At 44.0% G+C, this 24,003-nt stretch carries 27 protein-coding genes; 10 read left to right on the top strand and 17 right to left on the bottom strand.

The window, feature by feature from the left end:
* Positions 1-19: 19 nt before the first annotated feature.
* From JCM16456_RS13590 to JCM16456_RS13540, 11 genes are read right to left on the bottom strand one after another with little or no spacing between them, the layout of a single operon-like run.
* Positions 20-298: an HPr family phosphocarrier protein gene (locus tag JCM16456_RS13590; protein WP_068715218.1), complete on the bottom strand. Its 279-nt coding sequence runs from the start codon at positions 296-298 to the stop codon at positions 20-22.
* An 18-nt stretch (positions 299-316) separates the two neighbouring features.
* Complete coding sequence (gene rapZ / locus JCM16456_RS13585) at positions 317-1,174, bottom strand: RNase adapter RapZ (RefSeq protein ID WP_068715216.1); 858 nt, start codon at positions 1,172-1,174, stop codon at positions 317-319.
* Between the two features lie 12 nt (positions 1,175-1,186).
* Positions 1,187-1,645: a PTS IIA-like nitrogen regulatory protein PtsN gene (ptsN, locus tag JCM16456_RS13580; protein WP_068715214.1), complete on the bottom strand. Its 459-nt coding sequence runs from the start codon at positions 1,643-1,645 to the stop codon at positions 1,187-1,189.
* A gap of 2 nt (positions 1,646-1,647) precedes the next feature.
* Positions 1,648-1,935: a ribosome hibernation promoting factor gene (gene hpf, locus JCM16456_RS13575; protein WP_068715212.1), complete on the bottom strand. Its 288-nt coding sequence runs from the start codon at positions 1,933-1,935 to the stop codon at positions 1,648-1,650.
* Between the two features lie 23 nt (positions 1,936-1,958).
* On the bottom strand, positions 1,959-3,434 hold the full coding sequence (locus tag JCM16456_RS13570; RefSeq protein ID WP_068715210.1) for an RNA polymerase factor sigma-54: 1,476 nt from the start codon (positions 3,432-3,434) through the stop codon (positions 1,959-1,961).
* A gap of 46 nt (positions 3,435-3,480) precedes the next feature.
* Complete coding sequence (gene lptB / locus JCM16456_RS13565) at positions 3,481-4,206, bottom strand: LPS export ABC transporter ATP-binding protein (protein ID WP_068715208.1); 726 nt, start codon at positions 4,204-4,206, stop codon at positions 3,481-3,483.
* A 7-nt stretch (positions 4,207-4,213) separates the two neighbouring features.
* Positions 4,214-4,711, bottom strand: a complete 498-nt coding sequence (lptA, locus tag JCM16456_RS13560; RefSeq protein ID WP_068715207.1) for a lipopolysaccharide transport periplasmic protein LptA — start codon at positions 4,709-4,711, stop codon at positions 4,214-4,216.
* Positions 4,692-5,255: an LPS export ABC transporter periplasmic protein LptC gene (lptC, locus tag JCM16456_RS13555; RefSeq protein WP_068715205.1), complete on the bottom strand. Its 564-nt coding sequence runs from the start codon at positions 5,253-5,255 to the stop codon at positions 4,692-4,694. Before lptC ends, lptA begins: the two co-directional genes overlap by 20 nt.
* Positions 5,252-5,809, bottom strand: a complete 558-nt coding sequence (gene kdsC / locus JCM16456_RS13550) for a 3-deoxy-manno-octulosonate-8-phosphatase KdsC (RefSeq protein ID WP_068715203.1) — start codon at positions 5,807-5,809, stop codon at positions 5,252-5,254. Before kdsC ends, lptC begins: the two co-directional genes overlap by 4 nt.
* Before the next feature lie 3 nt (positions 5,810-5,812).
* On the bottom strand, positions 5,813-6,787 hold the full coding sequence (gene kdsD / locus JCM16456_RS13545) for an arabinose-5-phosphate isomerase KdsD (protein WP_068715201.1): 975 nt from the start codon (positions 6,785-6,787) through the stop codon (positions 5,813-5,815).
* Positions 6,788-6,802: 15 nt separating this feature from the next.
* Positions 6,803-7,768, bottom strand: a complete 966-nt coding sequence (locus tag JCM16456_RS13540; protein ID WP_068715200.1) for a calcium/sodium antiporter — start codon at positions 7,766-7,768, stop codon at positions 6,803-6,805.
* A gap of 335 nt (positions 7,769-8,103) precedes the next feature.
* On the opposite strand from JCM16456_RS13540, the gene mlaF reads away from it, so the two are divergent.
* From mlaF to JCM16456_RS13500, 8 genes are all read left to right on the top strand, one after another.
* Positions 8,104-8,913: a phospholipid ABC transporter ATP-binding protein MlaF gene (gene mlaF / locus JCM16456_RS13535; protein WP_068715198.1), complete on the top strand. Its 810-nt coding sequence runs from the start codon at positions 8,104-8,106 to the stop codon at positions 8,911-8,913.
* On the top strand, positions 8,897-9,688 hold the full coding sequence (gene mlaE, locus JCM16456_RS13530) for a lipid asymmetry maintenance ABC transporter permease subunit MlaE (protein WP_068715196.1): 792 nt from the start codon (positions 8,897-8,899) through the stop codon (positions 9,686-9,688). The genes mlaF and mlaE overlap by 17 nt, the downstream gene beginning before the upstream one ends.
* Positions 9,689-9,690: 2 nt before the next feature.
* Entirely contained in the window at positions 9,691-10,188 is a 498-nt protein-coding gene (gene mlaD / locus JCM16456_RS13525; protein ID WP_068715194.1) for an outer membrane lipid asymmetry maintenance protein MlaD, read from the top strand.
* Entirely contained in the window at positions 10,188-10,826 is a 639-nt protein-coding gene (gene mlaC / locus JCM16456_RS13520; protein ID WP_068715192.1) for a phospholipid-binding protein MlaC, read from the top strand. Before mlaD ends, mlaC begins: the two co-directional genes overlap by 1 nt.
* Entirely contained in the window at positions 10,823-11,152 is a 330-nt protein-coding gene (locus tag JCM16456_RS13515; protein ID WP_068715190.1) for an STAS domain-containing protein, read from the top strand. The genes mlaC and JCM16456_RS13515 overlap by 4 nt, the downstream gene beginning before the upstream one ends.
* Positions 11,145-11,399 (top strand): BolA family iron metabolism protein IbaG, encoded by a 255-nt coding sequence (gene ibaG / locus JCM16456_RS13510; protein ID WP_068715188.1) that lies wholly within the window; start codon positions 11,145-11,147, stop codon positions 11,397-11,399. The genes JCM16456_RS13515 and ibaG overlap by 8 nt, the downstream gene beginning before the upstream one ends.
* A 9-nt stretch (positions 11,400-11,408) precedes the next feature.
* Entirely contained in the window at positions 11,409-12,674 is a 1,266-nt protein-coding gene (gene murA, locus JCM16456_RS13505) for a UDP-N-acetylglucosamine 1-carboxyvinyltransferase (RefSeq protein WP_068715186.1), read from the top strand.
* Between the two features lie 69 nt (positions 12,675-12,743).
* Complete coding sequence (locus JCM16456_RS13500; RefSeq protein ID WP_068715184.1) at positions 12,744-13,469, top strand: 1-acylglycerol-3-phosphate O-acyltransferase; 726 nt, start codon at positions 12,744-12,746, stop codon at positions 13,467-13,469.
* 64 nt (positions 13,470-13,533) lie between these two features.
* On the opposite strand, the gene JCM16456_RS13495 is transcribed toward JCM16456_RS13500, so the two are convergent.
* The 5 genes from JCM16456_RS13495 to JCM16456_RS13475 all read right to left on the bottom strand — a co-directional run bounded on the left by JCM16456_RS13495 (position 13,534) and on the right by JCM16456_RS13475 (position 18,212).
* The gene (locus tag JCM16456_RS13495) at positions 13,534-13,923 is read right to left on the bottom strand and encodes a RidA family protein (protein ID WP_068715182.1); all 390 of its coding nucleotides are present in this window, start codon (positions 13,921-13,923) and stop codon (positions 13,534-13,536) included.
* 107 nt (positions 13,924-14,030) lie between these two features.
* Positions 14,031-14,498 (bottom strand): aspartate carbamoyltransferase regulatory subunit, encoded by a 468-nt coding sequence (pyrI, locus tag JCM16456_RS13490; protein ID WP_068715180.1) that lies wholly within the window; start codon positions 14,496-14,498, stop codon positions 14,031-14,033.
* Between the two features lie 18 nt (positions 14,499-14,516).
* The gene (pyrB, locus tag JCM16456_RS13485) at positions 14,517-15,446 is read right to left on the bottom strand and encodes an aspartate carbamoyltransferase (RefSeq protein WP_068715178.1); all 930 of its coding nucleotides are present in this window, start codon (positions 15,444-15,446) and stop codon (positions 14,517-14,519) included.
* A 264-nt stretch (positions 15,447-15,710) separates the two neighbouring features.
* Positions 15,711-16,715, bottom strand: a complete 1,005-nt coding sequence (gene argF / locus JCM16456_RS13480; RefSeq protein WP_068715176.1) for an ornithine carbamoyltransferase — start codon at positions 16,713-16,715, stop codon at positions 15,711-15,713.
* Positions 16,716-16,835: 120 nt separating this feature from the next.
* Positions 16,836-18,212 carry a PhoH family protein gene (locus tag JCM16456_RS13475; protein WP_068715174.1) on the bottom strand — a complete coding sequence of 459 codons (1,377 nt, stop codon included), beginning with the start codon at positions 18,210-18,212 and terminating at the stop codon, positions 16,836-16,838.
* Between the two features lie 437 nt (positions 18,213-18,649).
* Between JCM16456_RS13475 and rapA the strand changes: the two genes are divergently transcribed.
* Positions 18,650-21,559, top strand: coding sequence for an RNA polymerase-associated protein RapA (gene rapA / locus JCM16456_RS13470; RefSeq protein ID WP_068715172.1), 2,910 nt, complete (start codon positions 18,650-18,652; stop codon positions 21,557-21,559).
* 69 nt (positions 21,560-21,628) lie between these two features.
* On the opposite strand, the gene JCM16456_RS13465 is transcribed toward rapA, so the two are convergent.
* Positions 21,629-22,900: an NRAMP family divalent metal transporter gene (locus JCM16456_RS13465; RefSeq protein WP_068715169.1), complete on the bottom strand. Its 1,272-nt coding sequence runs from the start codon at positions 22,898-22,900 to the stop codon at positions 21,629-21,631.
* Between the two features lie 343 nt (positions 22,901-23,243).
* Between JCM16456_RS13465 and rluA the strand changes: the two genes are divergently transcribed.
* Positions 23,244-23,981, top strand: a complete 738-nt coding sequence (gene rluA, locus JCM16456_RS13460; protein ID WP_068715167.1) for a bifunctional tRNA pseudouridine(32) synthase/23S rRNA pseudouridine(746) synthase RluA — start codon at positions 23,244-23,246, stop codon at positions 23,979-23,981.
* The last annotated feature ends 22 nt before the right edge of the window (positions 23,982-24,003 follow it).

Below are 24,003 nucleotides of genomic sequence, written 5' to 3'. Positions count from 1 at the left end.
ATTTTAAGGGGACGTCGTTTTACTCGTCTTCGTCGAATTTATCTTCGATAAGATGACACGCAGCCTCTAATGCTTGCTCGGCTTGTGAACCTTCTGCAGATATAGTGATGTTCTGCCCTTGTGCTGATTCCAGCATTAATAAACCAATTACGGTGTCTGCAGTGGCTTCTTTACCATCTTGCCCCTGAATCGTAAGCACAGCATCATAAGCTTGTGCGAGTTCAACCAATTTTACGGCTGCTCGAGCGTGTAGCCCCAGCTTGTTTTGAATTAATACGGTACGGCTAAGTTGTGGCATTGCGCTTTCCTTGGCTTATTATATTTCTTTTTCTAACGTATTGTGATGAAGCTGAACTTGATTACCTAGTTGGGAAAAGTAATCGGCCAGTTGCTGTGCTATGTATACCGAGCGGTGTTTCCCTCCCGTACAGCCAATCGCGACCGTTAAATAACTGCGGTTACTCTTTTCCAGCATAGGTAACCAATATTCAATAAATTTTTGAATCTGCAGTTTGAGTTCAATCACTTCCGGATAGCTTTCGAGGAACGATTTTATTGGGGCATCTAACCCGGTTAATGGACGTAAATCAGGCTCCCAATGTGGGTTGGGTAGAAAGCGCACGTCAAAAACATAATCGGCATCGCTAGGAATGCCATATTTAAATCCAAATGATTGAAACACCATCACGAGTTTTTTACGTTCGCGACCCTCAACGTAGGTCCGAACCAACTCACTTAATTCATGTATGGATTTATTACTGCTATCGATGACATGGTCTGACTGCTCTTTGAGCGGACCCAGAATCTGCTTTTCCACCTCTATCGCATTGGCCAGCGACGTTTTAGTATCGGATAGTGATAGAGGATGAAGGCGACGGGTTTCGCTATAGCGTTTGAGTAGGGTTTCTGCTGAAGCATCAAGAAACAGTACACTGACTTCGTTATGCCGTTTCAGCTGCTCCAAAACAGGTTCGATTAAGCCAGGATCTTTAGGTAAATTACGTATATCAATACTGACAGCAACGTTTTGGTTGCTGCCTTGTACTGATTTAATAAACGCATTGAGTAAATTGACAGGTAGGTTATCTACACAGTAATAGCCTAGATCCTCAAGTACGCGTAACGCGACACTCTTCCCAGCTCCCGATTGACCGCTGACGACTATCAAACGCATGATGGTGTCCTGTTATTGAGGTTGTGGTTGGCTAACCATAATGTCGAACAGCTCTTGATCACTGGTTGCGCCACGAAGCTGTTTGAGCGTCTGTTTATCATTCAGACGTTCTGCCATGCAGGACAAGGTTTTGAGGTGCTCTTTACACTGAGATTCAGGAACGAGAAGTGCAAACAGCAAGTCGACAGGGCGATTATCAATCGCATCGAATTCGATAGGTTCTTCACATTGCACTAATACCGCGACCGCTTTTTCACACTCAGGCATACGCGCATGAGGAATAGCTATCCCGTTACCAATACCTGTACTGCCCATTTTCTCTCTACTTAGCATGCTTTCAAATAGCTCTGTGGCATTTTGACCGGAATGCTCTGCAGCGATTTCACTGATGATTTCTAGGGCTCTTTTTTTACTTGAACAAGGGACCGCACTCTTGGTGCAGTCCAGTGTCAACACTTCGCTTAATTGCATGATTAATGGCTACTTAGCTTTTCTTTATGCTTGTTAAGTTGTCGTACGAGTTTATCCACCAACTCGTCGATAGCGGCATACATGTTATCGTTTTCCGCAGTGGCGTGAATCTCACCTTGACTCACATGGAGCGTAGCTTCTGCGATCTGGCGTAATTTTTCAACACGTAATATCACTTGAACGTTGGTTATTTGATCAAAAAAGCGTTCAAGTTTATCAAATTTCGTATTTACGTAGTCTTGCATTGAATCGGTAAGATCAATGTGATGGCCATTAATATTGATTTGCATAGACTTTCCTTTTCGTTTAGGCCTTATAGCAGGCGTTTACGCTGACTTGAAGGAGCTATTCCCAACGACTCTCGGTACTTAGCTATCGTCCGTCTTGCGACTTGAATTCCTTGGTCAGCAAGTAGGGCTGCGATTTTGCTATCACTGAGAGGTTTTGCTGTATTTTCAGCAGAAACCAACTTTTTGATCAGTGCGCGAATCGCAGTTGATGAACACTCTCCACCGTTATCGGTGCTAACATGGCTAGAGAAAAAGTACTTCAATTCGAATATGCCTCGTGGGGTATGCATATATTTCTGAGTGGTGACTCGAGAAATGGTTGATTCGTGCATATCTACAGCAAGGGCGACGTCATTTAGCACCATCGGCTTCATGGCTTCTTCACCATACTCGAAGAAATCGCGTTGATGTTCAACGATGCATTTAGCAACTTTGAGTAAAGTCTCATTTCGGCTTTCTAAGCTCTTGATCAACCACTTTGCCTCTTGCAAATTGGTTCGGATATAGTTGCTCTCGCTGCTATTACCGCGTACAAGATCCGCATACTGTTGATTCACCTTCAGTTTCGGAACGCTATCTGGATTTATAGCCACAACCCATTTGCCGTGTTCTTTATATACTGAGACATCTGGAATCACATATTCCGCGTGATCTTCAGCAATACGGCTACCAGGCCTTGGATCCAACTGCTGTATCAGTTGAAGCGCTTCACGTAATTCATCTTCTTTGAGTTTAGCCTCTTTTAAAATGAGTTTGTAATCGCGGTTTCCAAGTTGATCAATATACTGAGAAAGGAGTAGTTTGGCTTCTTCTAGCCATGGTGTATCACTAGGAAAGGTAGCTAGTTGAAGCAAAAGGCAGTCTTGAAGATTTAGGGAGGCAGCGCCTAACGGATCGAACTGTTGAATACGTTTGCGAACGGCCTCGATTTCTTCTATTTCAATATCGTCATTTTCAAAGTTTTCGAGAATCTCTTCTAATGACTGGGTGAGATAGCCGTAATCATCGATTGCATCAATAAGTGCGTAAGCGATGGTTCTGTCTGTCTCACTAAAAGGGGTTAAGTCTAATTGCCAGAGTAGGTAGTCTTGAAGAGATTGCGTGGTTTCACCTTGATAGACAGGAGCATCGTCATCCATTGCGAGTCCGGTACTACCAGTGTTGGCGCTGTACACATCATCCCAAGTGGTATCGATTTCGAGTTCTGAACTGATTTCAGATTTTTCAAAAACATCAGAGCTGTCTTGCGGTTCTGGCTCAGATGTCACTTCTGCGCTGGGTTCTCTCTCTTCAAGTTCGTTCGCAGCTGATTTGCTATCATCTTGCGCAATGACTTCATCAGAGCCTTCTTCTACATCAAGCAGAGGGTTGGAATCCAAAGCCTCTTGTATCTCTTGTTGCAAATCGAGCGTAGATAGCTGCAACAGACGAATTGCCTGTTGAAGCTGGGGAGTCATTGCTAATTGTTGACCTAGTTTTAGCTGTAACGAAGGTTTCATTCAGTATCCAACTACCTTAATCCGTTATCTGGTTCACCTCCGTCAATCATAGACGGAATTGTTCGCCAAGATAAACTTGTTTAACCTGCTCATGGTTTAGCACCTCTTGAGGTGTACCTTCAGCGATCAGTCGTCCTTGACTTACAATGTACGCTTTTTCACACACATCAAGTGTTTCACGTACGTTATGGTCAGTAATCAAGACACCAAGACCGCGATCTCGCAGGTGTTCTATTATCTTTTTAATGTCAATGACCGAAATGGGGTCAACGCCAGCAAAAGGTTCATCCAACAAAATGAACTGAGGGTTAGCGGCTAGCGCACGAGCAATCTCAACTCGGCGACGTTCGCCCCCTGACAGTGCCATACCAGCACTTTTACGAATATGTTGAATGTGGAACTCTTCTAATAAGTCTTCGAGCTTATCTTGACGTTGCTCACGGGTCATCTCTTCACGAGTTTGTAGCACAGCCATAATGTTATCCTCCACGGATAACTTACGGAAAATCGACGCTTCTTGAGGTAAATAACCAATTCCCAATCGAGAGCGACTGTGCATTGGTAACACACTTATGTCCTTGTCGTCTATCGAGATTTTACCTTCATCACGGGCAACAAGGCCGACAATCATATAAAACGACGTGGTTTTCCCAGCGCCGTTTGGACCCAGTAGGCCTACGATTTGACCCGATTGCACCTCAAGGCTCACATCAGAGACAACTTTGCGTTTTTTGTAGCTTTTCGCTAGGTGTTCCGCTTTTAGTACCGACATAATTTAGTTACTTCTGCTGTATCGTTTGAGGTTGTAAGACGGTGGACACGCGCCCATCACCATCACTGTCTGCGATCAGTTTTTGCAAAGAGATCTTGTAACGGATTTTTTTACCGCGGATCTCACTGTCATCTTGAGCGAGCATTGCCTTGTCGATCATGATCAGCTCATCATTGGCCATTTTGTAGTACAACTGTTCTGCTTCACCGTAAAGGGTCTTACCCTCATCCGTCAATTGCGAGAAAGTTGCAAGCTGTCCAAATCCCTGAATATCTTGGATTTTACCGGTAGCCTCATTACGTATCACGATAAGCTTATCCGCGTTAATATTGATACTGCCTTGTTTGAGTTTTACATTACCCAAGAAGGTCACGCGGTTGCTTTTCATATCCAGTTGTTGACTATTTGAGTCAATGTACACAGGCTGCTGACTGTCTGTCGATAAAGCCAATGTTTGTCCACTTACCAAAAGGCAAGCCAATAGACTAAGGTGTGAAATTCTCATATCTACCTTGAACGTGTTTATAAAGGACAGCCGAGTTGTCAGCAAAATTACCTTTCATCGCCTGACCGTGTGTTTCAAATTGAGGGCCAAATAGGTCCACTGGTGTATCTGCCCAAAAATCACGAGAATCCAACTTGATACTAAGCTGTTTGGTGACCATTTTGCTAAAACCTGAATCTTTGAACAAGTTTTTTGCAGTCACATTATCATACAAGGTAAGTACTTGCTTTTTCGATAATACAGCCCTATCTGCGGTAATTTCCCACTCTTGGGTTGTTCCATCCTGATACACTTTCAACACCGGACTTTGGAATAAGGTGTCACCACTTTTGGCGTAATATTCCAAATGGTCCGATTCAATTACATAGCTGCGAACCCCTAAATTGTTATAAGAGACATTATTTAGGTTGTTGCCGCTAAACATAGGTAGCTCGGCATTCGGAGCTACTTGAATATCAGGTTTGCTTTCTTTGTCCATCAAATAATAGAGGGACCAAGAAGCGATAAAAAACAGAATCACGTATATGATTCGGGAAACACTCATATACTCAGACCTTTATGCACGTCGAGTTCATCTCGTGCCTGAAGGATCAAATCGCACACTTCGCGCACTGCACCATGACCCCCTTTGGTTTGGGTGACATAGTTAGCACGACGTGCCAGTAAGGGGTGCCCGTCTGCAACACACACTTGCAATCCCACTTTTTCCATTACAGGCCAATCTATTAAATCATCGCCAATATAACCTGTGTGCTCAGGTGCTACCGACAATTTTTGGCAAATATCCTGATAAGCTTTCACTTTGTCATCTTGTCCTTGGTAGACAAGTTTGATACCCAAAGCGTTCATTCGATTTGTAACAATTTGCGATTGGCGTCCAGTGATAATCGCTATTTCAATACCTGCATTCATGAGGCTTTTTACACCATAACCATCTCGGGTATGAAATGTTTTTAACTCTTCACCGTTATTGCCCATATACACAAGGCCATCGGAAAAAACGCCATCTACATCACAAATGAGTAGCTTGATGTTTTTCGCGATCTCTAAGATACGGGCGTCGACTGAGCCGTACAATGTGTCTACTTGCTGAGTCATTAATTACATCACTCCCGCTTTTAATAAATCATGCATGTTTAATGCGCCTACTAATTTCCCATCGTCAACCAACATCAAGCCGTTAATGCGTTTATCTTGCATGAGGTTAACACCTTCAACCGCTAACAAATTAGGTGTTGCGACTGTAGGGTTTTTCGTCATTACCGTGTCAATCGTTGCGCAATGGATATCAACTCGTTTATCGAGGATGCGGCGTAAATCACCATCGGTAAAGATACCGATTAAATTGTGTTTGTCATCCACAATAGCCGTCATGCCAAGACCTTTTTGGCTAATTTCAAGCAGCGCATCACGAATCAACGCAGTTGGTTTCACCATTGGTAATTCATCACCAGAGTGCATGATGTCACTCAGCTTAAGCAGTAACTTACGTCCTAACGCTCCTCCTGGATGAGACAGAGCAAAGTCTTCAGAGGTAAAACCACGCGCTTGAAGTAGGGCGATCGCGATGGCATCGCCCATCACTAGAGTGGCTGTCGTGCTTGATGTCGGTGCTAAACCTAACGGGCATGCTTCTTGGGGTACGCTGATTTGTAAATGGACATCAGCCAGCTTTGCCATGGTGGATTCTGGCTTACCCGTCATGCTAATGATGCGAATGTTAAGCCGTTTTAGAACGGGAAAAAGCGAGACAATTTCCGATGATTCACCCGAGTTAGATATTGCCAATACAATATCTTGTGAGGTAATCATGCCAAGGTCGCCATGTGCAGCTTCGCCGGGATGAACAAAAAACGCAGAAGTGCCTGTACTCGCAAAGGTGGCTGCAATCTTACGACCAATATGACCAGATTTGCCCATTCCCATAACAATGACTTTCCCGCCAGAGTTATTCAAAATGAGGTCACAGGCACGAGTAAAGTCGTCGTTAAAGTATTGGTCTAATTGCTGTAAGCCTTCTATTTCAGTGGCTAATACTTGTTTTGCTGCTTTTTGATAACTAAAGCCAGGCAACATGGATCACACTCCCTACTACGCGCTCATGTTCATGAACAAATAACTTTGATAGGCCAGAAAAATGATAAACAGAATCGAGCCCTCAATTCGATTAATGCTACGTGATTTGCCTAAAGCCATCACGACTAGCAGTAGCGAAACTGCAAGCAGAACCCAGAAATCACGGCCCATAGCATGTTCGCTTAAGTAAGACGGGTTTAAGATGCCAGGAATGCCCATTACCGCCAAAATATTAAATACGTTTGAACCAATGATATTGCCAACGGCCATATCATCTTCGCCTTTCAACACACCAGCAAGGGAAGCGGCTAATTCAGGTAAACTGGTACCAATAGCGATGATGGTTAAGCCAATAACCAAATCACTCATGCCAAAGTATTTAGCAATGATGACTGCATTATCTACCAGCAAGTCTGCTGATACAGGAAGCAGAACTAAGCCAAATACCAGCCAGAAGAGGGCTTTACCATTTGGTACATCATCAGGGATTTCAGATTCATGTTCATCGAGCAGGTTATCGCCACGTTTTTTCTCCATACGGCTAATTTGCAGCATTCCAAGAATAAACGCGCCAAATAGTGCGAACAGGAGAACGCCCTCGCCAAACCCAAGGTGATTATCACGCAAAAGAAAGCCCGCCAATACTGTGACAGCAATCATCAAAGGTAATTCGCGGCGTAATACAGCGGAACTAATAGAGAGCGGTTTAATTAGAGCGGTAATACCGAGAATCAACGCAATATTTGCGATGTTTGATCCCAGAACATTACCTACGGCAGTATCGGTTTTATCACTTAGAGCTGCGGTAGCGGACACCATCATTTCTGGTGCCGAAGAGCCCATTGCTAAGATGGTCATACCGATGACTAGCGGTGAAATCCCAAAATTGCGGGCTATTGCCGCAGACCCAAAGACCAGTTTGTCGGCACTCCAAACGAGTAGGATGAGACCGAGAACGAGCAATCCAACTGCTTCAAACATGAATAATCCTGCATTTGTTGATAATCGTGGAACATAAAATGGGTAATTTTGACGCTTAGGTCACTAAAAGGGAAGACGATTATCTCATTTATTGTTCCATTTTAAGAGACAATTCTCTTAGCTGGATCAATTTATGCTTGGTGTTGAAAATTTTAACATGTCATCATGGTTCATATAACCAACTTAGTTACAACAGATTGTGTAATAAATTTTGAACCTTTTGACAAAAAAAGCTTCTATCTCTGTTGTAATCGTATGGTGCTTTATATTTTACACTAATCTGCTTATGATTGCTCATTCTTCTGGATGAGGAAGCCAAAGGGCGAACTAATAACATGTCTGATAATGACTTAGTCACCATTAAAAATCTGAGTTTTTCCCGTTCTGGCCGCAAAATTTTTGATAATGTCAGTTTACAGGTTCCGAAAGGTAAGGTTACCGCAATTATGGGACCTTCAGGGATCGGTAAAACGACGCTTTTGCGCTTGATCGGAGGACAACTGCTCCCTGAAAGTGGGGAGATCTGGTTTGATGGCGATAATATTCCTGCTTTGAAGCGAAGCCAGCTTTATCAAGCACGTAAAAAAATGAGTATGCTTTTCCAGTCTGGTGCTCTATTTACAGATCTAAACGTTTTTGACAACGTTGCTTTTCCATTACGAGAGCATACTCAGCTAGACGAATCTATGATTCGCACTCTCGTTTTATTGAAATTAGAAGCGGTTGGGCTGCGTGGTGCAGCAGAACTGATGCCAAGTGAATTGTCGGGTGGGATGGCTCGTCGGGCCGCATTGGCTCGCGCGATTGCTCTCGATCCTGAACTTGTTTTGTACGATGAACCGTTTGTGGGACAAGATCCAATCACCATGGGAGTTTTGGTGCAATTGATTCACAATTTGAATCAAGCACTAGGTTTAACTTCGGTAGTGGTGTCGCATGATGTGCCTGAAGTGATGAGTATTGCCGATTGGGTTTATCTGTTAGCTGATGGTAAGGTGATTGCTCAAGGCACGCCTAAACAGCTCTCGTTGCAATCTGACCCACGGGTTCAGCAATTCTTACAGGGGAAAGCCGATGGTCCTGTGCCATTTCGTTTCCCTGCTCAGCCGATAGAGAAGGACTTATTTAATGTTAACGAACATTGAGCAATGGGTCAGTGATCTAGGACGGCGAGCGTTATCCGTCTGTGAATCTCTTGGCCGATCTACTTTGATGCTAATTGGTGCTTTAAGTGGCCGCCCTCAGCCTATCAAACATTTTCCTCTGCTGCTCAAACAGCTTTATAGCGTAGGTGTTCAGTCTCTCGCTATTATCATTGTTTCAGGGCTGTTTATTGGAATGGTGTTGAGTTTACAAGGTTACGTTATCTTAGTGGACTACGGAGCAGAAACCAGCTTAGGCCAGATGGTGGCGCTTTCTTTGCTCCGTGAGCTTGGCCCTGTAGTCACGGCACTGCTGTTTGCGGGTCGTGCCGGCTCTGCTTTGACTGCTGAAATTGGTTTAATGAAGGCAACGGAACAAATCTCCAGTTTAGAAATGATGGCGGTGGATCCACTAAAACGAGTTGTGGCGCCACGTTTTTACGCCGGCTTGATTTCACTTCCTGTACTCGCCATGATTTTTATGGCCGTCGGTATTTGGGGTGGTCAACTTGTCGGTGTTGATTGGAAAGGAATTGACCACGGTAGTTTTTGGTCAACGATGCAAGCCTCTGTCGAATTAGGCAAAGATATAGGTAACAGTGTAATCAAATGTGTGATCTTCGCGATTACCGTCACTTGGATTGCTCTGTTTAATGGTTATGACGCGATTCCAACTTCGGAAGGGATTAGTCGAGCCACAACGAAAACTGTAGTGCATTCTTCTCTTGCTGTTTTAGGGCTAGATTTTGTACTTACTGCATTGATGTTTGGGAATTAATCATGCAACAAAAGCGAAAATTAGAATTTTGGGTTGGCTGTTTTGTTTTGGCAGGAATTTGCGCAATCCTAGTGATGATTTTTCAAGTCGCTGACGTGAAAAGCATTGGTTCAAGTGATACTTATACTCTGTCTGCTGAGTTCGATAATATCGGAACGTTGAAAGTTCGCTCTCCAGTTAAAGTGGGTGGTGTTGTTGTTGGTCGAGTATCGACTATTTCACTAGATAAACAGAGTATGTTGCCACTGGTTACTATGGAAATTGACGGTCAATATAATCAATTCCCAGATACCTCAAGTGCACAAATTTTGACATCTGGTTTGATCGGTGAGCAGTACATTGGTTTGGTTCCGGGTTTTGTTTATGAAGATGAAGGGACTATGCTGAAAAATGGTGATCGTATCGAAGATACTAAGTCGGCTTTAGTGCTAGAGGACTTGATAGGTCAATTCCTTTATAGTGTCGGCGATAAAGATTCGAGTAAAACTGAGGAGAAATAATGTTTAAGCGGTACTTTGTTCTCGTATTGAGTTTGGTGCTCTCTTGGGCGGTTTATTCTCAGGAAGTCGATCAAACTCAGCCTTATAGTATGATGAAGCAGGTTGCTGAACAGGCATTTGACCGCCTCAAAAATGAGCAGCCTAAAATTCACCAAGATCCTCAGTATTTGCGCCAGATCGTCGAAGAAGAGTTAATGCCGTATGTGAACGCCAAATATGCAGCGTTAAAGCTGCTTGGTCCTAATCTACGAGGAGCGAAGCACTCTGATGTTGAAGTCTTTATTAAAGAGTTTCGCGAATATTTGGTGACAAACTACGCACAAGTGTTGACGCAATATACCAACCAATCTCTGGAGTTTGCTCCAGCAACTGAGGTGGATGCTGATCGTCGAATCACAAGTGTGAAAGTGAATATTGTGGATGCTCCGCGTCCTGATATTCATTTGGAATTTAAATTACGTAAAGAAAAAAACGGTGAATGGAGAGCTTACGATATGGTCGCAGAAGGTGTAAGCCTGCTGTCGAGTAAGCAGTCTGAGTGGAGTGGTAAAATTCGTCGTGACGGCATTCTTGCTGTTGCGAAAGATCTACAAAACTTAGCTAACCAGCCGATTCATTTTGAGAGTAAATCCAAATGAGTCATCCCCAATGGCAATCCGAATCCGCTCAACAAGCAAGGTTAAGCGGTGCTCTAGATAGAGAAACTGTTCCTGAATTGTGGCGTTATTTAAGCCAGTGGCAGCCCGAGGGGACAAAGCTTAATGTCTCTTTAGCTGAGGTTGAACGCATCGATTCGGCAGGAATGGTGATGTTAATTCACTTAATTGAGCATGCAAAACGACAAAACTGTCATATAATGCTGAATTCTGTGCCAGAACAACTGAGCACACTGTTTCAACTGAGCAACATTGATCAAATGATGGCTCAACACATCGAGAATTCAGCAGGGGTGATTTGTGGATAGCTCACAAGTAAAACAGATATTAGAACAAGCACTCAATCTTCAGGAGATTCACGTGAAGGGCGAGGGGAGTCACTATGAAGTGGTTGCCGTCGATATGTGTTTTGATGGAATGAGCCGCGTGAAAAAGCAGCAACTGATTTATGCTCCATTAATGGAGTACATTCAGCGCAATGATATTCACGCTCTGTCCATTAAGGCATACACCCCGGATGAGTGGGCTCGCGATAAGAAACTGATGTCGCTGTAAGGTTTGTTAATGGAAAAGTTTCGAGTTATTGGTTCCACAACACCTCTTCAAGGTGAAGTGACGATCTCCGGTGCAAAAAATGCTGCACTACCTATTTTATTCGCCTCTATCTTGTCCGAAGGGCCTGTTGAAGTGGCGAATGTTCCTCATTTACGCGACATCGATACAACGATGGAGCTACTTAAACGCCTTGGTGCGAAAGTCGAGCGTAATGGTTCTGTTCATGTTGATCCAAGTAAGATTGATCAATTCTGCGCACCGTATGATTTAGTGAAAACCATGCGTGCATCGATTTGGGCCTTAGGTCCATTGGTGGCACGTTTTGGTCAAGGCCAAGTGTCGTTGCCAGGTGGTTGTGCTATTGGTGCGCGACCAGTTGATTTACATATCCATGGTTTAGAGCAATTGGGTGCGACTATTACTCTGGAAGATGGTTACGTAAAAGCCGAAGTAGAAGGCCGTTTAAAAGGTGCTCATGTGGTGATGGATAAGGTGTCAGTTGGCGCAACCATCACGATTATGTGTGCTGCTACGTTAGCCGAGGGCAAGACCGTTCTAGATAATGCCGCTCGCGAACCTGAAATCGTAGATACTGCCGCATTCCTTAATGCTCTAGGCGCAAAAATTTCGGGTGCTGGCACTGACACCATCACCATTGAAGGTGTTGAACGTCTCGTTGGCGGTAAGCATACCGTCGTACCTGACCGGATTGAAACGGGTACGTTTCTTGTTGCAGCTGCAGTTTCCAAAGGCAAAATTATGTGCCATAAAACAGATGCACATCTGTTAGAGGCGGTATTGGCTAAGCTAGAAGAAGCGGGCGCTAAAGTAGAAACTGGCGAAGATTGGATCAGTTTAGATATGACCGGACGCGAGCTTAAAGCTGTGTCGGTTCGTACTGCGCCTCACCCAGGTTTCCCTACCGACATGCAAGCGCAGTTCACTTTGTTGAACATGATTGCGAAAGGCAGTGGTGTCATCACTGAAACCATTTTTGAAAACCGTTTTATGCATGTTCCTGAACTGATGCGTATGGGTGCAAAAGCGGAGATTGAAGGTAATACTGTCATTTGTGGTGATTCAGAGCGTTTAAGCGGTGCGCAAGTCATGGCAACTGACTTACGTGCATCGGCAAGTTTGGTGATTGCTGGCTGCATTGCGAAAGGCGAAACCATTGTTGACCGTATTTACCATATCGACCGAGGTTACGAAAAGATAGAAGATAAACTGTCTGCTCTCGGCGCAAATATTGAGCGTATAAGAGAAGCAAGTTAAACTCGCTCTCATTAACTGGCCGAAACGGAGCGTTTCGGCTTTTTTATTCTAGCTCCTTTGGAGAATTCGATGATCGCACTTGTTCGTGTAATTGTTGTGGCGTTATTTGCTATCGTCATGTTTATCTTTGGCTGTGCTTACTGTTTGCTGTCGCCACGTAATCCGAAACATGTATTTACTTTTGGTCGCTTGTTCGCTGCGATGGCCCCAATTTTTGGTATTAAACTGGTATTTCGTGTTCCAGAAGATGTTTATCAGCGTGGTCAAGCTATCTATATTGCTAACCACCAAAGTAACTGGGATATGTTTACTGTATCAAAAGCAGTGACACCGAATGTAGTTACTGTTGGTAAGAAGAGCTTGGCATGGTTACCGCTGTTTGGTCAGCTTTACTGGTTATCTGGCAATATTTTGATCGACCGTGCTAACAAAGCAAAGGCGAAAGGCACAATTGATCAGGTAGTAAAAAGCATTAAGAACAGCAAAGTCTCGGTATGGATGTTCCCTGAAGGGACTCGTTCACGTGGTCGTGGTTTGTTGCCATTTAAAACAGGCGCTTTTCACGCAGCAATTAGCGCTGGCGTGCCTGTTGCTCCTATCGTATGTAGTTCGACCGACAAACTTAAGCTTAACCGTTGGAACAATGGTCATGTGATTGTTGAGATCTTACCCATGATCAGCACTGAAGATTACGGTAAAGAAAATGTACGTCAGTTGGCTTCTCTGTGCCATGACTTGATGAAAGATAAATTAGCAGAATTGGATGCGGAAGTTCAGGAATTGAATAAACGTTAATGACACCGATTTTGTCAATAAAAAGGGTTGCATAAGCAACCCTTTTTTAATGAATATCAGATGCTTATTTGCGTACTGCAATCGCTTCGATTTCGATACCAACGTCTTTTGGTAGGCGAGCTACTTCAACACAAGAGCGTGCTGGATAGTTAGCCACGTTGTGCTCATCAAAGAATTTACCGTACACTTCATTTACAGTTGCGAAGTCGTTTAGGTCTTTTACGAAGACAGTCATTTTCACAATGTCGCTTACACTTAGGCCAGACGCTTCAACAACCGCTTTTACGTTGTCGAGAGATTGACGCGCTTGCGCTGCGATCTCTGCAGGTACTTCACCAGTTGCTGGATTTACTGGAATTTGGCCTGAAGTCATCACCATGTTGCCAAGATCAACGCCTTGAACATATGGGCCAATTGCTGCTGGAGCTGAATCCGTGTGTAAAACTTTAGTCATTGTTACTGTTCCATTAGTTACTGAAATACAAGCACTCAGTGTGCCTTCAAAGTCACTCGAGGTAAAGAGTCCGACCGTGACATTTAGTGCGATTGGCTCTTTAATTTTTATGCGTTACGTTCAGTGACGATATCGCGTGAGAATACTTTTTCACAGTATTTACACTTGAGGCGAATATCATGTGTTTTTTCGCTAATAGTGAAGCTACTTTCTACGGGTTCTGAGTGAGAAATACAGTTGCTGTTTGGACATGAGAATACATTATTAATTTTCTCTGGTAGCTCAAGTGGAAGTTTCTTCACTACTTCGTAGTTTTCAATGCGGTTCACAGTGGCGTGTGGGGCATAAAGTGCCAATTTGCTTGCTTGTTCTTCACTAATGAAGACATTTTCAATTTTAAGCAGATCTTTTGAACCCAAAGCAGATGACGGCAAGTTTAGACCGATAGTGACTTTTTGATTTGAATTATGCATATCAAAAAGTTTAAGCACTTTGATCCCTACTTTAGCGGGAATGTGGTCGATTACGGTGCCGTTTTTAATGGCTTCTACTTGCAGTTTATTTTCTTTAATCATGGTCCACATCTCCTTTTGTTATAGTGACTCGTTCAATACTAGGGCTAACAGCGCTTCACGTGCATAGACACCGTTACCGGCTTGCTGGAAGAAGTATGCGTGCGGTGTTTTATCGACGTCTGTGGTGATTTCATCAACGCGAGGGAGTGGGTGAAGCACTTTCATATTTGAACGAGCATTTTCTAAATGAGCTGCCGTTAAGATATAAGCTGACTTGATGTGGGCGTATTCAGATTCATCGAAACGTTCTTTTTGCACGCGAGTCATGTAGAGGATGTCTAACTCAGGAATGACCGATTCCATGTCATTGTGCAAGCTGTAGGCGATACCTGCTTCCTCAAGCTCTTCACAAATGTATTCAGGCATAGCGAGCGCTTCAGGAGCAACAAAGAAGAAGCGTACGCCATTAAATTTGGATAGGGCCTGAGTGAGAGAGTGAACAGTGCGTCCGTATTTTAAATCCCCCACAAAGGCGATATTGATATTGTCTAGGCGGCCTTGAGTCTCGTAAATAGTAAAAAGATCCAGCAAGGTCTGTGAAGGGTGCTGGTTGGAACCATCACCTGCGTTTATCACAGGTACGCCATGAGAAAACTCAGAGGCTAGGCGTGCCGCTCCCTCTTGAGGATGACGCATAACAAAGGCGTCTACATAGTTCGAAATGACTTGCACTGAGTCTGATAATGTTTCACCTTTCTTCGCTAATGAAGTGTTACCGCCATTATCAAAACCGATTACACTGCCACCAATACGTTGAATGGCAGTCTCAAATGACAAACGAGTACGAGTTGATGGTTCAAAGAAACAACTTGCCACAACCTTGTTTTTAATCAGGTCTGGATTGGGCTGAGCTTTTAATTGGCCAGCAGTTTCAACAATCAGTTCCAACTCTTCACGCGACATTTCAGAAATGGAGATGATGTGTTTTTTGTACAGCGAGTTCGCCATGATCTTTATCCCTATCTTTTCTTACAGCCATAAAAAAGCCCCCCAATATGGGAGGCTTCAAAATCAGTGATCATTAAGGGGAAAAATAGTACCACGTAAGCAATGATACTTACCGAAATTAACAGGTGCACTGAGTGCAGATATTGTAAATTTCATTGGTTACCCCTTAGACAAATTGCTCGGCATTATACCCCTAAAGTTTATGAGTGCAAGCGATTACATCATATGAATTGGCGTATTTTATGCCTGTTTGTGCACAAGCAATTATAGGCCTAATGTGGCGACCATGACGGCTTTAATTGTGTGCATACGGTTTTCGGCTTCATCAAAAACAATCGAGTAATCCGATTCAAACACATCGTCAGTAACTTCTAAGCCTTTCATGCCATATTTTTCAGCTACTTGTTTCCCAACCACCGTTTCATCATCATGGAATGCTGGTAAACAGTGCATGAATTTTACGTTTGGATTGGCAGTGGCTTTAATGACATCCATATTGATTTGATAGGGTTTCATCAACGCAACACGTTCATCCCATGCTTCAGGTGCCTCTCCCATGGAAACCCATACGTCGGTGTATAAGAAATCGCAGCCTTTAACCCCATCGTTAACGTTTTCAGTTAAGGTGATTTTTGCGCCACTTTTAGCCGCTATTTCTTGGCACTCTTGCACCAATTCGGGAGTTGGCCAGAATGCTTTTGGTGCAACAAGACGGATATCCATCCCCATTTGTGCTGCGCCAACTAAGAGGGAGTTACCCATGTTATTGCGTGCGTCACCTAAATAAGCGAAGGAGATTTCATTGAGCTGTTTACCACGACCGTGCTCTTGCATAGTCAGAAAATCAGCTAAAATTTGAGTGGGATGGAACTCATCGGTTAGGCCATTCCAAACGGGAACGCCCGCATATTTACCCAGTTCTTCGACGATTTCTTGGCCGTAGCCACGGTATTGAATGCCATCGTACATGCGACCCAGTACTCGAGCGGTATCTTTCATCGATTCTTTATGGCCTATCTGAGATCCAGAGGGGCCAATATAGGAGACATGCGCACCTTGGTCGTGAGCCGCGACTTCAAATGCACATCGAGTTCGAGTGGATGATTTCTCAAAAATTAACGCGATGTTTTTACCCAATAACGTTTTCTGCTCAGTGCCAGTGTATTTGGCTTTTTTTAGCTGGGCAGAGAGATCGAGTAGAAAATGGATTTCTTTAGGGGTGAAATCCAGCAGTTTTAGAAAATTGCGGTTACGTAAGTTAAATGCCATATCTCGTTCCTAATCAAAGCTCGATAACTGATATGGCTAGTTAAACATACAAATGCTATGAAAGTGAATATTTATTTTAAAGAAAAGCGAGATACGCAGATAATATCTCGCTCTTTTTGCTTATAAATTCTCTTCTGCGAACTCTGCTAAGCGACTGCGAACCACACCATTGAGGTGAATGTTGGCACTTCCTTCAAAGTTTTTAAAGCGTTCCACCATATAGGTTAGCCCAGATGTGACAGGCGTTAGATAGTGGGAATCAATTTGTGCAAGGTTGCCGGAGCATACAATTTTGGTCCCTTCACCACAGCGGGTAATGATGGTTTTGATCTGTGAAGCGGTTAGGTTTTGACACTCATCGAGCAATACAAAGGCATTTTGGATCGAACGGCCACGCATGAAGTTGATCGATTTGAATTGAATGTTGGCTTTATCACAAATGTATTTTAGGGAACCTTCGGTGCAGTGATCGTGTTTGTGTAGCGCCTCTAGAGTATCGGTTACCGCTGCAAGCCAAGGTAGCATTTTCTCTTCTTCGCTACCCGGTAAAAAGCCAATCGATTCTCCAATATCTGGTGTGTTACGAGTCACGATGATTTTATCGAACATGTTTTTCTCAACGGTAAGTTCGAGGGCGGCAGCCATTGCCAACAAGGTTTTACCACTGCCCGCAGCTCCGGTAAGAATGACAAGGTCGATGTTTGGATCGAGAAGGGCATCAAAAGCCATCGCTTGATAGATATTTTTGGGTGTGACATCCCATGCTTTGCGATGCATCATTCGTTCTCTGCTTAAATCTCGCAAAGTGAGGCTATCGCCATTAATGCGCTCAACTCGGGCTGCAAAGTCGCTATCTTCATCGATAACATATTGGTTGATGTAGGTTGGGTCAAAGGGCTCACGATCTAAGGTATGAAAGGTGTGTCCATCGGCAGTTTGACTCGTTACCTCATCCACGTTATCCCAAAAAGCCCCTGGTCTTTGTTGGAATCCTTTAGTTAAATACTGAACATCATCAATGAGTTGGTCAGTACGATAATCTTCCACGTGCAAAACGCCTGCGCCTTTAGCTCGCAAGCGCATGTTAATGTCTTTGGTGACGAGAACTACAGGGCGCGGTGCGCGTTTATTCTGTAGGTAAAGTACGGCATTAAGAATGCGATTATCGCCCTCTTTGTCGGTAAATGCTCGGAAGGTGTCAACCAGTTCATAGTCTGCAAGAATTGAAATTGAGCCAGTAGCATTCACGTTTTTGTTGAGTGGTATGCCTTCGGTTATTTCTTCCGGTGTGACATCGTGGAAAATATTTTCTAGGGCGCGAATGGCCACTCGTGCGTCTCTGGCGACGTCGCGTTTACTGTCTTTGATTCGGTCTAATTCTTCTAGTACGGTCATGGGAATGACCACATCATGTTCTTGGAAGGAGTAAATGGCTTGCGGTTCATGAAGCAGGATATTGGTGTCCAGTACAAACAGTTTGCGATCGGTATCGCCCATAAGCGTCTCCTTGCTACGGTGAGTAGCTTGCTATGCAAAGGAAGCTTGCATAATCATCTTGAGTGTTCTTACGCTTTGGGCAGGCGTTCGATCACTGGTCGACGGTCTGCAAACTCATTTTGATACTTCACTGTCTGACAAGCAGGCTCCGTGCCAACTCTGTAAAAACAGGTGCCGTGCTCGTACAAGATCAGTATAGCAACCTTGATAGAAATGCCAGCTCTCTTTTACCGTTTTATGTCAATCGCGTAATGAATGAGAAAAAAGCAGAAAAAAGCTGGAATTCTCGGTGTTTGCTCGTGACCTAAATCACGCCTTCGAGTAAGATTAGCGACCTTTTCTGCACAGCGGTTCAGGACACGTCATAATCAGTCCTTACAGCCGTAGTTCAATGACGCACATTTATATCCAATCCAAATTAAAGAGGTAGTCGATTCATGACTTTTGCTTTGGGGCAACGCTGGATAAGCGATACAGAAAGCGATTTAGGTTTAGGTACAGTAGTAGCAATCGATGCTCGCACAGTGACTTTGATGTTTGCTGCATCAGAGGAAAATCGTGTGTATGCGCGCCATGATGCTCCTGTGACACGAGTTGCCTTTAATGTTGGAGATACCATAGATAGCCAAGAAGGCTGGTCTTTAAAAGTTGATAAAGTCATTGAAGATCAGGGTGTGCTGACCTATCAAGGCACTCGTCAGGATACTCAAGAGCAGGGAATTGCTTTACGTGAAATATTTTTGAGTCACCAAATTCGTTTTAATAAACCGCAAGATAAGTTGTTTGCTGGTCAAATTGATCGTATGGACAACTTTGTGTTGCGTTACCGTGCACTCAACAATCAATATCAGCAGCAAAAAAGCCCTATGCGTGGTCTGTGTGGTATGCGTGCCGGATTGATTCCTCATCAGTTGTACATTGCTCATGAAGTTGGACGTCGTCACGCTCCTCGAGTATTACTTGCCGATGAAGTGGGTTTAGGTAAAACCATCGAAGCAGGCATGATCATTCACCAACAAGTGCTCTCTGGTCGCGCAGAACGCATTCTGATTGTGGTACCGGAAACATTGCAGCACCAGTGGCTTGTGGAAATGCTGCGTCGTTTCAATTTGCATTTCTCGATTTTTGATGAAGAGCGTTGTGTTGAAGCGTTTGCTGAAGCAGATAACCCATTCGATACGCAACAGTTTGTCCTTTGTTCGTTAGATTTCTTACGTAAAAGTCGTCGTCGCTTAGAACAAGCACTTGAGGCTGATTGGGATCTTTTAGTGGTGGATGAAGCGCATCACCTTGAGTGGAGCCAAGATAATCCAAGCCGGGAGTACCAAGTTGTTGAAGCCTTGGCTGAACAAACCCCTGGGGTATTACTTCTTACCGCAACACCTGAACAGCTAGGCCGTGAAAGTCACTTTGCTCGTTTGCGTTTGCTTGATTCAGACCGTTTCTACGATTACGAAGCTTTTGTTGAAGAAGAAGAAAAATACGCGCCTGTGGCGAATGCAGTAACTAATCTTCTTTCTGGTCAGCCATTAGCGAATGACGAGAAAAATGACATTACTGATCTGTTAGGTGAGCAAGATGTTGAACCGCTGTTTAACGTTTTGGAAAGCAACGCTTGCGAAGAAGAAAAAGTATCCGCTCGCCAAGAGCTGATTACCAACTTGATGGACCGCCATGGCACTGGTCGCGTACTGTTCCGTAATACTCGTGCAGGCGTGAAAGGCTTCCCTGTACGTCATGTTCATCTGTTGCCGATGGATATTCCTGCGCAATACGAGACGTCAATGCGTGTTGCTGGAATGATTGGCGGTAAGCTTAGTTCTGAAGCTCGTGCAATAAAAATGCTCTATCCAGAAGAGATCTTTCAAGAGTTTGAAGGGGAAGAGTCAAGCTGGTGGCAGTTCGATTCTCGTGTGAACTGGTTATTGGATAAGATTAAAGAAAAGCGTAGCGACAAGATCCTTGTGATTGCGTCACGAGCAAGTACTGCTTTGCAACTTGAGCAAGCATTGCGAGAGCGTGAAGGTATTCGAGCTACCGTATTTCATGAAGGCATGTCGATTCTTGAGCGCGATAAAGCAGCAGCCTATTTTGCGCAAGAAGAAGGTGGTGCACAGGTCTTGATCTGTAGCGAAATTGGCTCAGAAGGGCGTAACTTCCAGTTCGCTAACCAACTGGTAATGTTCGATTTGCCGTTCAACCCTGATTTACTTGAACAGCGTATTGGTCGTTTAGACCGTATTGGTCAAACCCAAGACATTGATATCCATGTGCCTTACTTAAAAGGAACAGCTCAAGAGATCTTGGCGCGTTGGTTCCATGAGGGCTTAAATGCGTTCGAGGAGACCTGTCCTGCTGGTCGTATTATCTATGATCGTTGTGCAGAGCGTTTGATTGAGCTGTTAGCCAGTGTTTCTACTGATGGTTTGGATGAGATCGTTCAAGAATCTCAAGAGCTAAATCAAGTACTTAAAGCGCAGATGGAACAAGGTCGTGACCGTCTCTTAGAAATGCATTCAAATGGTGGCGAAAAAGCACAACGCATTGCAGAGCAAATTGCTGCAACCGATGGTGATACTAATCTTGTAACTTTTGCCATTAGCCTGTTTGATACAGTTGGATTGAATCAAGATGATCGTGGTGACAATGCGATTATTTTGCACCCAACAGAGCATATGATGGTATCAAGCTACCCTGGTTTGAATCCTGAAGGCGCAACCGTGACCTTTGATCGTGAGACCGCTCTGGCACGTGAAGACGTGCAATTGATCACTTGGGAACACCCAATGATTCAAGGTGGTATTGACCTGTTGATGAGTGAAGGAGTGGGCACTTCCGCGGTATCGCTGCTGAAAAACAAAGCTCTACCTGTTGGTACTATCTTGATGGAATTGGTGTATGTGGTGGACGTTCAAGCTCCTAAACGCAGTGGTATCACTCGTTTCCTTCCACCAACGCCTGTTCGTGTGATGCTTGATGGCAAGGGTAATGACCTTTCTGCTCAAGTGGAGTTTGAAGGATTTAACCGCCAATTGAGTCCGGTGAATCGTCATCTTGCGAGTAAACTGGTTACTTCGGTACAAACGCAAGTTCATGATTTGATTGAAGCTGGTATGCCAATAGCCGAAGCTCAAATTGCCAATATCCGTGCACAAGCTCAGCAAGAGATGGAGCAGCAACTCAACGGAGAGTTGGATCGAATGCTGGCTCTGAAAGCGGTGAACCCGAATATTCGTGACGAGGAAATCGCGGCATTGCAGGAGCAAATTACAGAGCTTACGGATTTCATCGGTCGTGCTCAGTGTCAACTGGACTCACTACGCCTGATTGTTGTAGCCCATAACTAAATTCGTTGCCCATAAATGAAAACAAAAAGGCCTTCCGATGGAAGGCCTTTTTGTTACGTTGGAGATAGGTTACATCAACCATTTCCACCAAATGAATACAGTAAGGAAACCGAACAAGTAGATTAACCCAACAATCGAGAGTGCTTTGAGTTTCGGCCCTACCGCAAGCTCTTTAGGTAATGGGGTTCGTGTGACCAAAATGTAGTTCAATAGGGCGAAAAACGGTGTGGTGACAAAAGCCATAATCATCGCAAAGTTGAGCATAGGTAACAGTGCAGAGGCCCAGAATAAGATGATCGCAAGTGCCAATACCGATACCAATATCATCCACCCTTGAAATACTTTGGGGCTTTGTGATGATTCATTTTTCAATAAACGTTGTGACTCAGCCAGTACACGAGAGTAACCATCGATCACTGTGATCGTACTACCAAAAATACAGAAGAACGCGATCACTGCGATCAAATAGCGTGACCATTCTCCGATCGTTGACGCGTAGATCCCCACTAATTGATGAGTAAAACCCACTCCCGATTTAGCCAACTGTACTCCGCTACCGTGCAATACAATCGCACCAAGAGCTAAGAACACAAGGGCTAACAATGCCGTGCCAATGTAACCCACATTGAAATCAAACAGTGCCGATTTTGCCGTTACGTTGGTTTGCTTTGCTTGGCTTTTGAGCCACATAGAGCTAATACTTGATACTTCAATCGGAGCTGGCATCCAGCCCATAGTTACCACTAGAAAGCCGATGGCTGCGATTGTCCAAGGAGATGTGGTGGCTGTATCTACCGGTGTGTGAGTCGGTCCTGTTACGGCAAATACCAATGCAAGCAATGTCGCGATAGTCAATACTGCCATAATCACTTTTGCCAAGGTATCTAGAGCTTTGTATTGCCCAGCAAACAGAATCAGTAAGCAGGTGGCAAGAATAATGGCACTAAGGACGTTCATCGATAATTGAAAAGGAATAAAGTAACTTAGTAGACTCGAACTAAATAGTAGTAAAGCTGCCGTGTTCACAATTGCGGACACTGAACTCAATGCGAAGAATAGCCATAGATAAGGTTTGCCCATTTTTGAATAACCTTCGACTAGGCTTTCATTGGTACCGATTGTGTACTGCACGCCAGAGCGAAAGAATGGGTATTTAAACAGGTTTACTAACAAAATCAGTAGCGCAAGTTGCCAACCATAGATGGCTCCGGCTTGGGTTGATGCGACAAGGTGTGAGCCACCAACGGCTGCGGCAGCCATCATGATTCCGGGGCCCAGTGATTGAATAAGTTGGCGTAATGCGCCTGTTTTTTGCGCAGAGTATGGAACGGCATTTTCCATGGGAATTCCTTTAGCGTAGTGCTTTACTGTTGTGATTAAATAGGGCCATTTATTGGCCTCTTTTTCTTGTCAAGAGTTATGATTGATATCATATGTCGACTTGGTGTCAATCATTATTTACGCATGTGCTAAAAATAATTTACTACTGGTTTTTTATTCTGCTTGGCTGCAAAAAACCATAGGAATAACTGGTTTAAACCCCTGCATTGAGGGAATTAGAAAATATAAATGGTGAAAAGAGAGTGATGAATAGGTATGTGCGGAACAGTCGTGCTGCCTCTGCCCAGAGGCTGCCTTTCAGTATATAATGCCGCGTTTTTTACTAATTTAGAGCGAAATAATCATGGCGATGACGGAGTACCATCCCCCGGTTGACCCTTGGATCGATGTAGTGTTTGAGGATAAATACATCTTGGCGGTAAATAAGCCATCAGGATTGTTATCTGTTCCTGGGCGTTTGGAAGAGCATTACGACAGCATGTGGAGTCGATTGGAACAAGAGTATCCAGGTATTCAAGTGGTACATCGTCTTGACATGTCGACCTCTGGATTGATGGTGTTTGCTAAAGATAAACACTCAGAAGCCGCATTGAAAAAGCAATTTCAATATCGTCTGACACATAAGATTTACTACGCGCGAGTATGGGGACATCCAGAACAAGACGAAGGTGAAATTGATTTACCTTTGATCTGTGATTGGCCTAATCGCCCAAGACAAAAAGTGTGTTTTGAAGATGGCAAGCCATCGAAGACGTTATATCAAGTGGTGAAGCGCGAAGAGAAAACCTCAGTAGTGCGTTTGTTACCCGTGACAGGACGTTCGCACCAACTGCGTGTACACATGTTGGCGATTGGGCATCCGATAGTTGGCGATGAGTTTTATGCTCATCAAGAAGCGATTGATTTTTCTGACCGTTTGCACTTGCATGCGGCAGAGTTGAGCTTTTATCATCCTCGTAGCCATTGGTTACGTTCTATCTTCGTTCCTTGTGATTTTTATCCAGAGGCGAAAGAAGAGATCTTCGAGCATTTCGATCCTGAACGTAAGTTACCTGATTACAAAACGTTACCTCATCCTTAAGCTTGGTGGGGAACGGACATGG

Origin of the sequence: Vibrio tritonius (assembly GCF_001547935.1) — a bacterium.
Taxonomy (GTDB): domain Bacteria; phylum Pseudomonadota; class Gammaproteobacteria; order Enterobacterales; family Vibrionaceae; genus Vibrio; species Vibrio tritonius.
This window is presented reverse-complemented; position numbering and strand designations above follow the sequence as displayed.

Bases quoted from the DNA above. Each gene is read 5' to 3' on its own strand.
- mlaF (WP_068715198.1), top strand. From the start codon at position 8,104: ATGTCTGATAATGACTTAGTCACCATTAAAAATCTGAGTTTTTCCCGT.
- rluA (WP_068715167.1), top strand. From the start codon at position 23,244: ATGGCGATGACGGAGTACCATCCCCCGGTTGACCCTTGGATCGATGTA.
- JCM16456_RS13515 (WP_068715190.1), top strand. From the start codon at position 10,823: ATGAGTCATCCCCAATGGCAATCCGAATCCGCTCAACAAGCAAGGTTA.
- pyrB (WP_068715178.1), bottom strand. From the start codon at position 15,446: ATGGCGAACTCGCTGTACAAAAAACACATCATCTCCATTTCTGAAATG.
- mlaC (WP_068715192.1), top strand. From the start codon at position 10,188: ATGTTTAAGCGGTACTTTGTTCTCGTATTGAGTTTGGTGCTCTCTTGG.
- JCM16456_RS13475 (WP_068715174.1), bottom strand. From the start codon at position 18,212: ATGGGCGATACCGATCGCAAACTGTTTGTACTGGACACCAATATCCTG.
- JCM16456_RS13590 (WP_068715218.1), bottom strand. From the start codon at position 298: ATGCCACAACTTAGCCGTACCGTATTAATTCAAAACAAGCTGGGGCTA.
- lptA (WP_068715207.1), bottom strand. From the start codon at position 4,711: ATGAGAATTTCACACCTTAGTCTATTGGCTTGCCTTTTGGTAAGTGGA.
- pyrI (WP_068715180.1), bottom strand. From the start codon at position 14,498: ATGATTAAAGAAAATAAACTGCAAGTAGAAGCCATTAAAAACGGCACC.
- rapZ (WP_068715216.1), bottom strand. From the start codon at position 1,174: ATGCGTTTGATAGTCGTCAGCGGTCAATCGGGAGCTGGGAAGAGTGTC.
- JCM16456_RS13570 (WP_068715210.1), bottom strand. From the start codon at position 3,434: ATGAAACCTTCGTTACAGCTAAAACTAGGTCAACAATTAGCAATGACT.
- JCM16456_RS13495 (WP_068715182.1), bottom strand. From the start codon at position 13,923: ATGACTAAAGTTTTACACACGGATTCAGCTCCAGCAGCAATTGGCCCA.
- lptC (WP_068715205.1), bottom strand. From the start codon at position 5,255: ATGAGTGTTTCCCGAATCATATACGTGATTCTGTTTTTTATCGCTTCT.
- murA (WP_068715186.1), top strand. From the start codon at position 11,409: ATGGAAAAGTTTCGAGTTATTGGTTCCACAACACCTCTTCAAGGTGAA.
- hpf (WP_068715212.1), bottom strand. From the start codon at position 1,935: ATGCAAATCAATATTAATGGCCATCACATTGATCTTACCGATTCAATG.
- rapA (WP_068715172.1), top strand. From the start codon at position 18,650: ATGACTTTTGCTTTGGGGCAACGCTGGATAAGCGATACAGAAAGCGAT.
- JCM16456_RS13465 (WP_068715169.1), bottom strand. From the start codon at position 22,900: ATGGAAAATGCCGTTCCATACTCTGCGCAAAAAACAGGCGCATTACGC.
- kdsD (WP_068715201.1), bottom strand. From the start codon at position 6,787: ATGTTGCCTGGCTTTAGTTATCAAAAAGCAGCAAAACAAGTATTAGCC.
- JCM16456_RS13540 (WP_068715200.1), bottom strand. From the start codon at position 7,768: ATGTTTGAAGCAGTTGGATTGCTCGTTCTCGGTCTCATCCTACTCGTT.
- kdsC (WP_068715203.1), bottom strand. From the start codon at position 5,809: ATGACTCAGCAAGTAGACACATTGTACGGCTCAGTCGACGCCCGTATC.
- mlaD (WP_068715194.1), top strand. From the start codon at position 9,691: ATGCAACAAAAGCGAAAATTAGAATTTTGGGTTGGCTGTTTTGTTTTG.
- JCM16456_RS13500 (WP_068715184.1), top strand. From the start codon at position 12,744: ATGATCGCACTTGTTCGTGTAATTGTTGTGGCGTTATTTGCTATCGTC.
- ptsN (WP_068715214.1), bottom strand. From the start codon at position 1,645: ATGCAATTAAGCGAAGTGTTGACACTGGACTGCACCAAGAGTGCGGTC.
- argF (WP_068715176.1), bottom strand. From the start codon at position 16,715: ATGGCATTTAACTTACGTAACCGCAATTTTCTAAAACTGCTGGATTTC.
- lptB (WP_068715208.1), bottom strand. From the start codon at position 4,206: ATGTCGGTACTAAAAGCGGAACACCTAGCGAAAAGCTACAAAAAACGC.
- mlaE (WP_068715196.1), top strand. From the start codon at position 8,897: ATGTTAACGAACATTGAGCAATGGGTCAGTGATCTAGGACGGCGAGCG.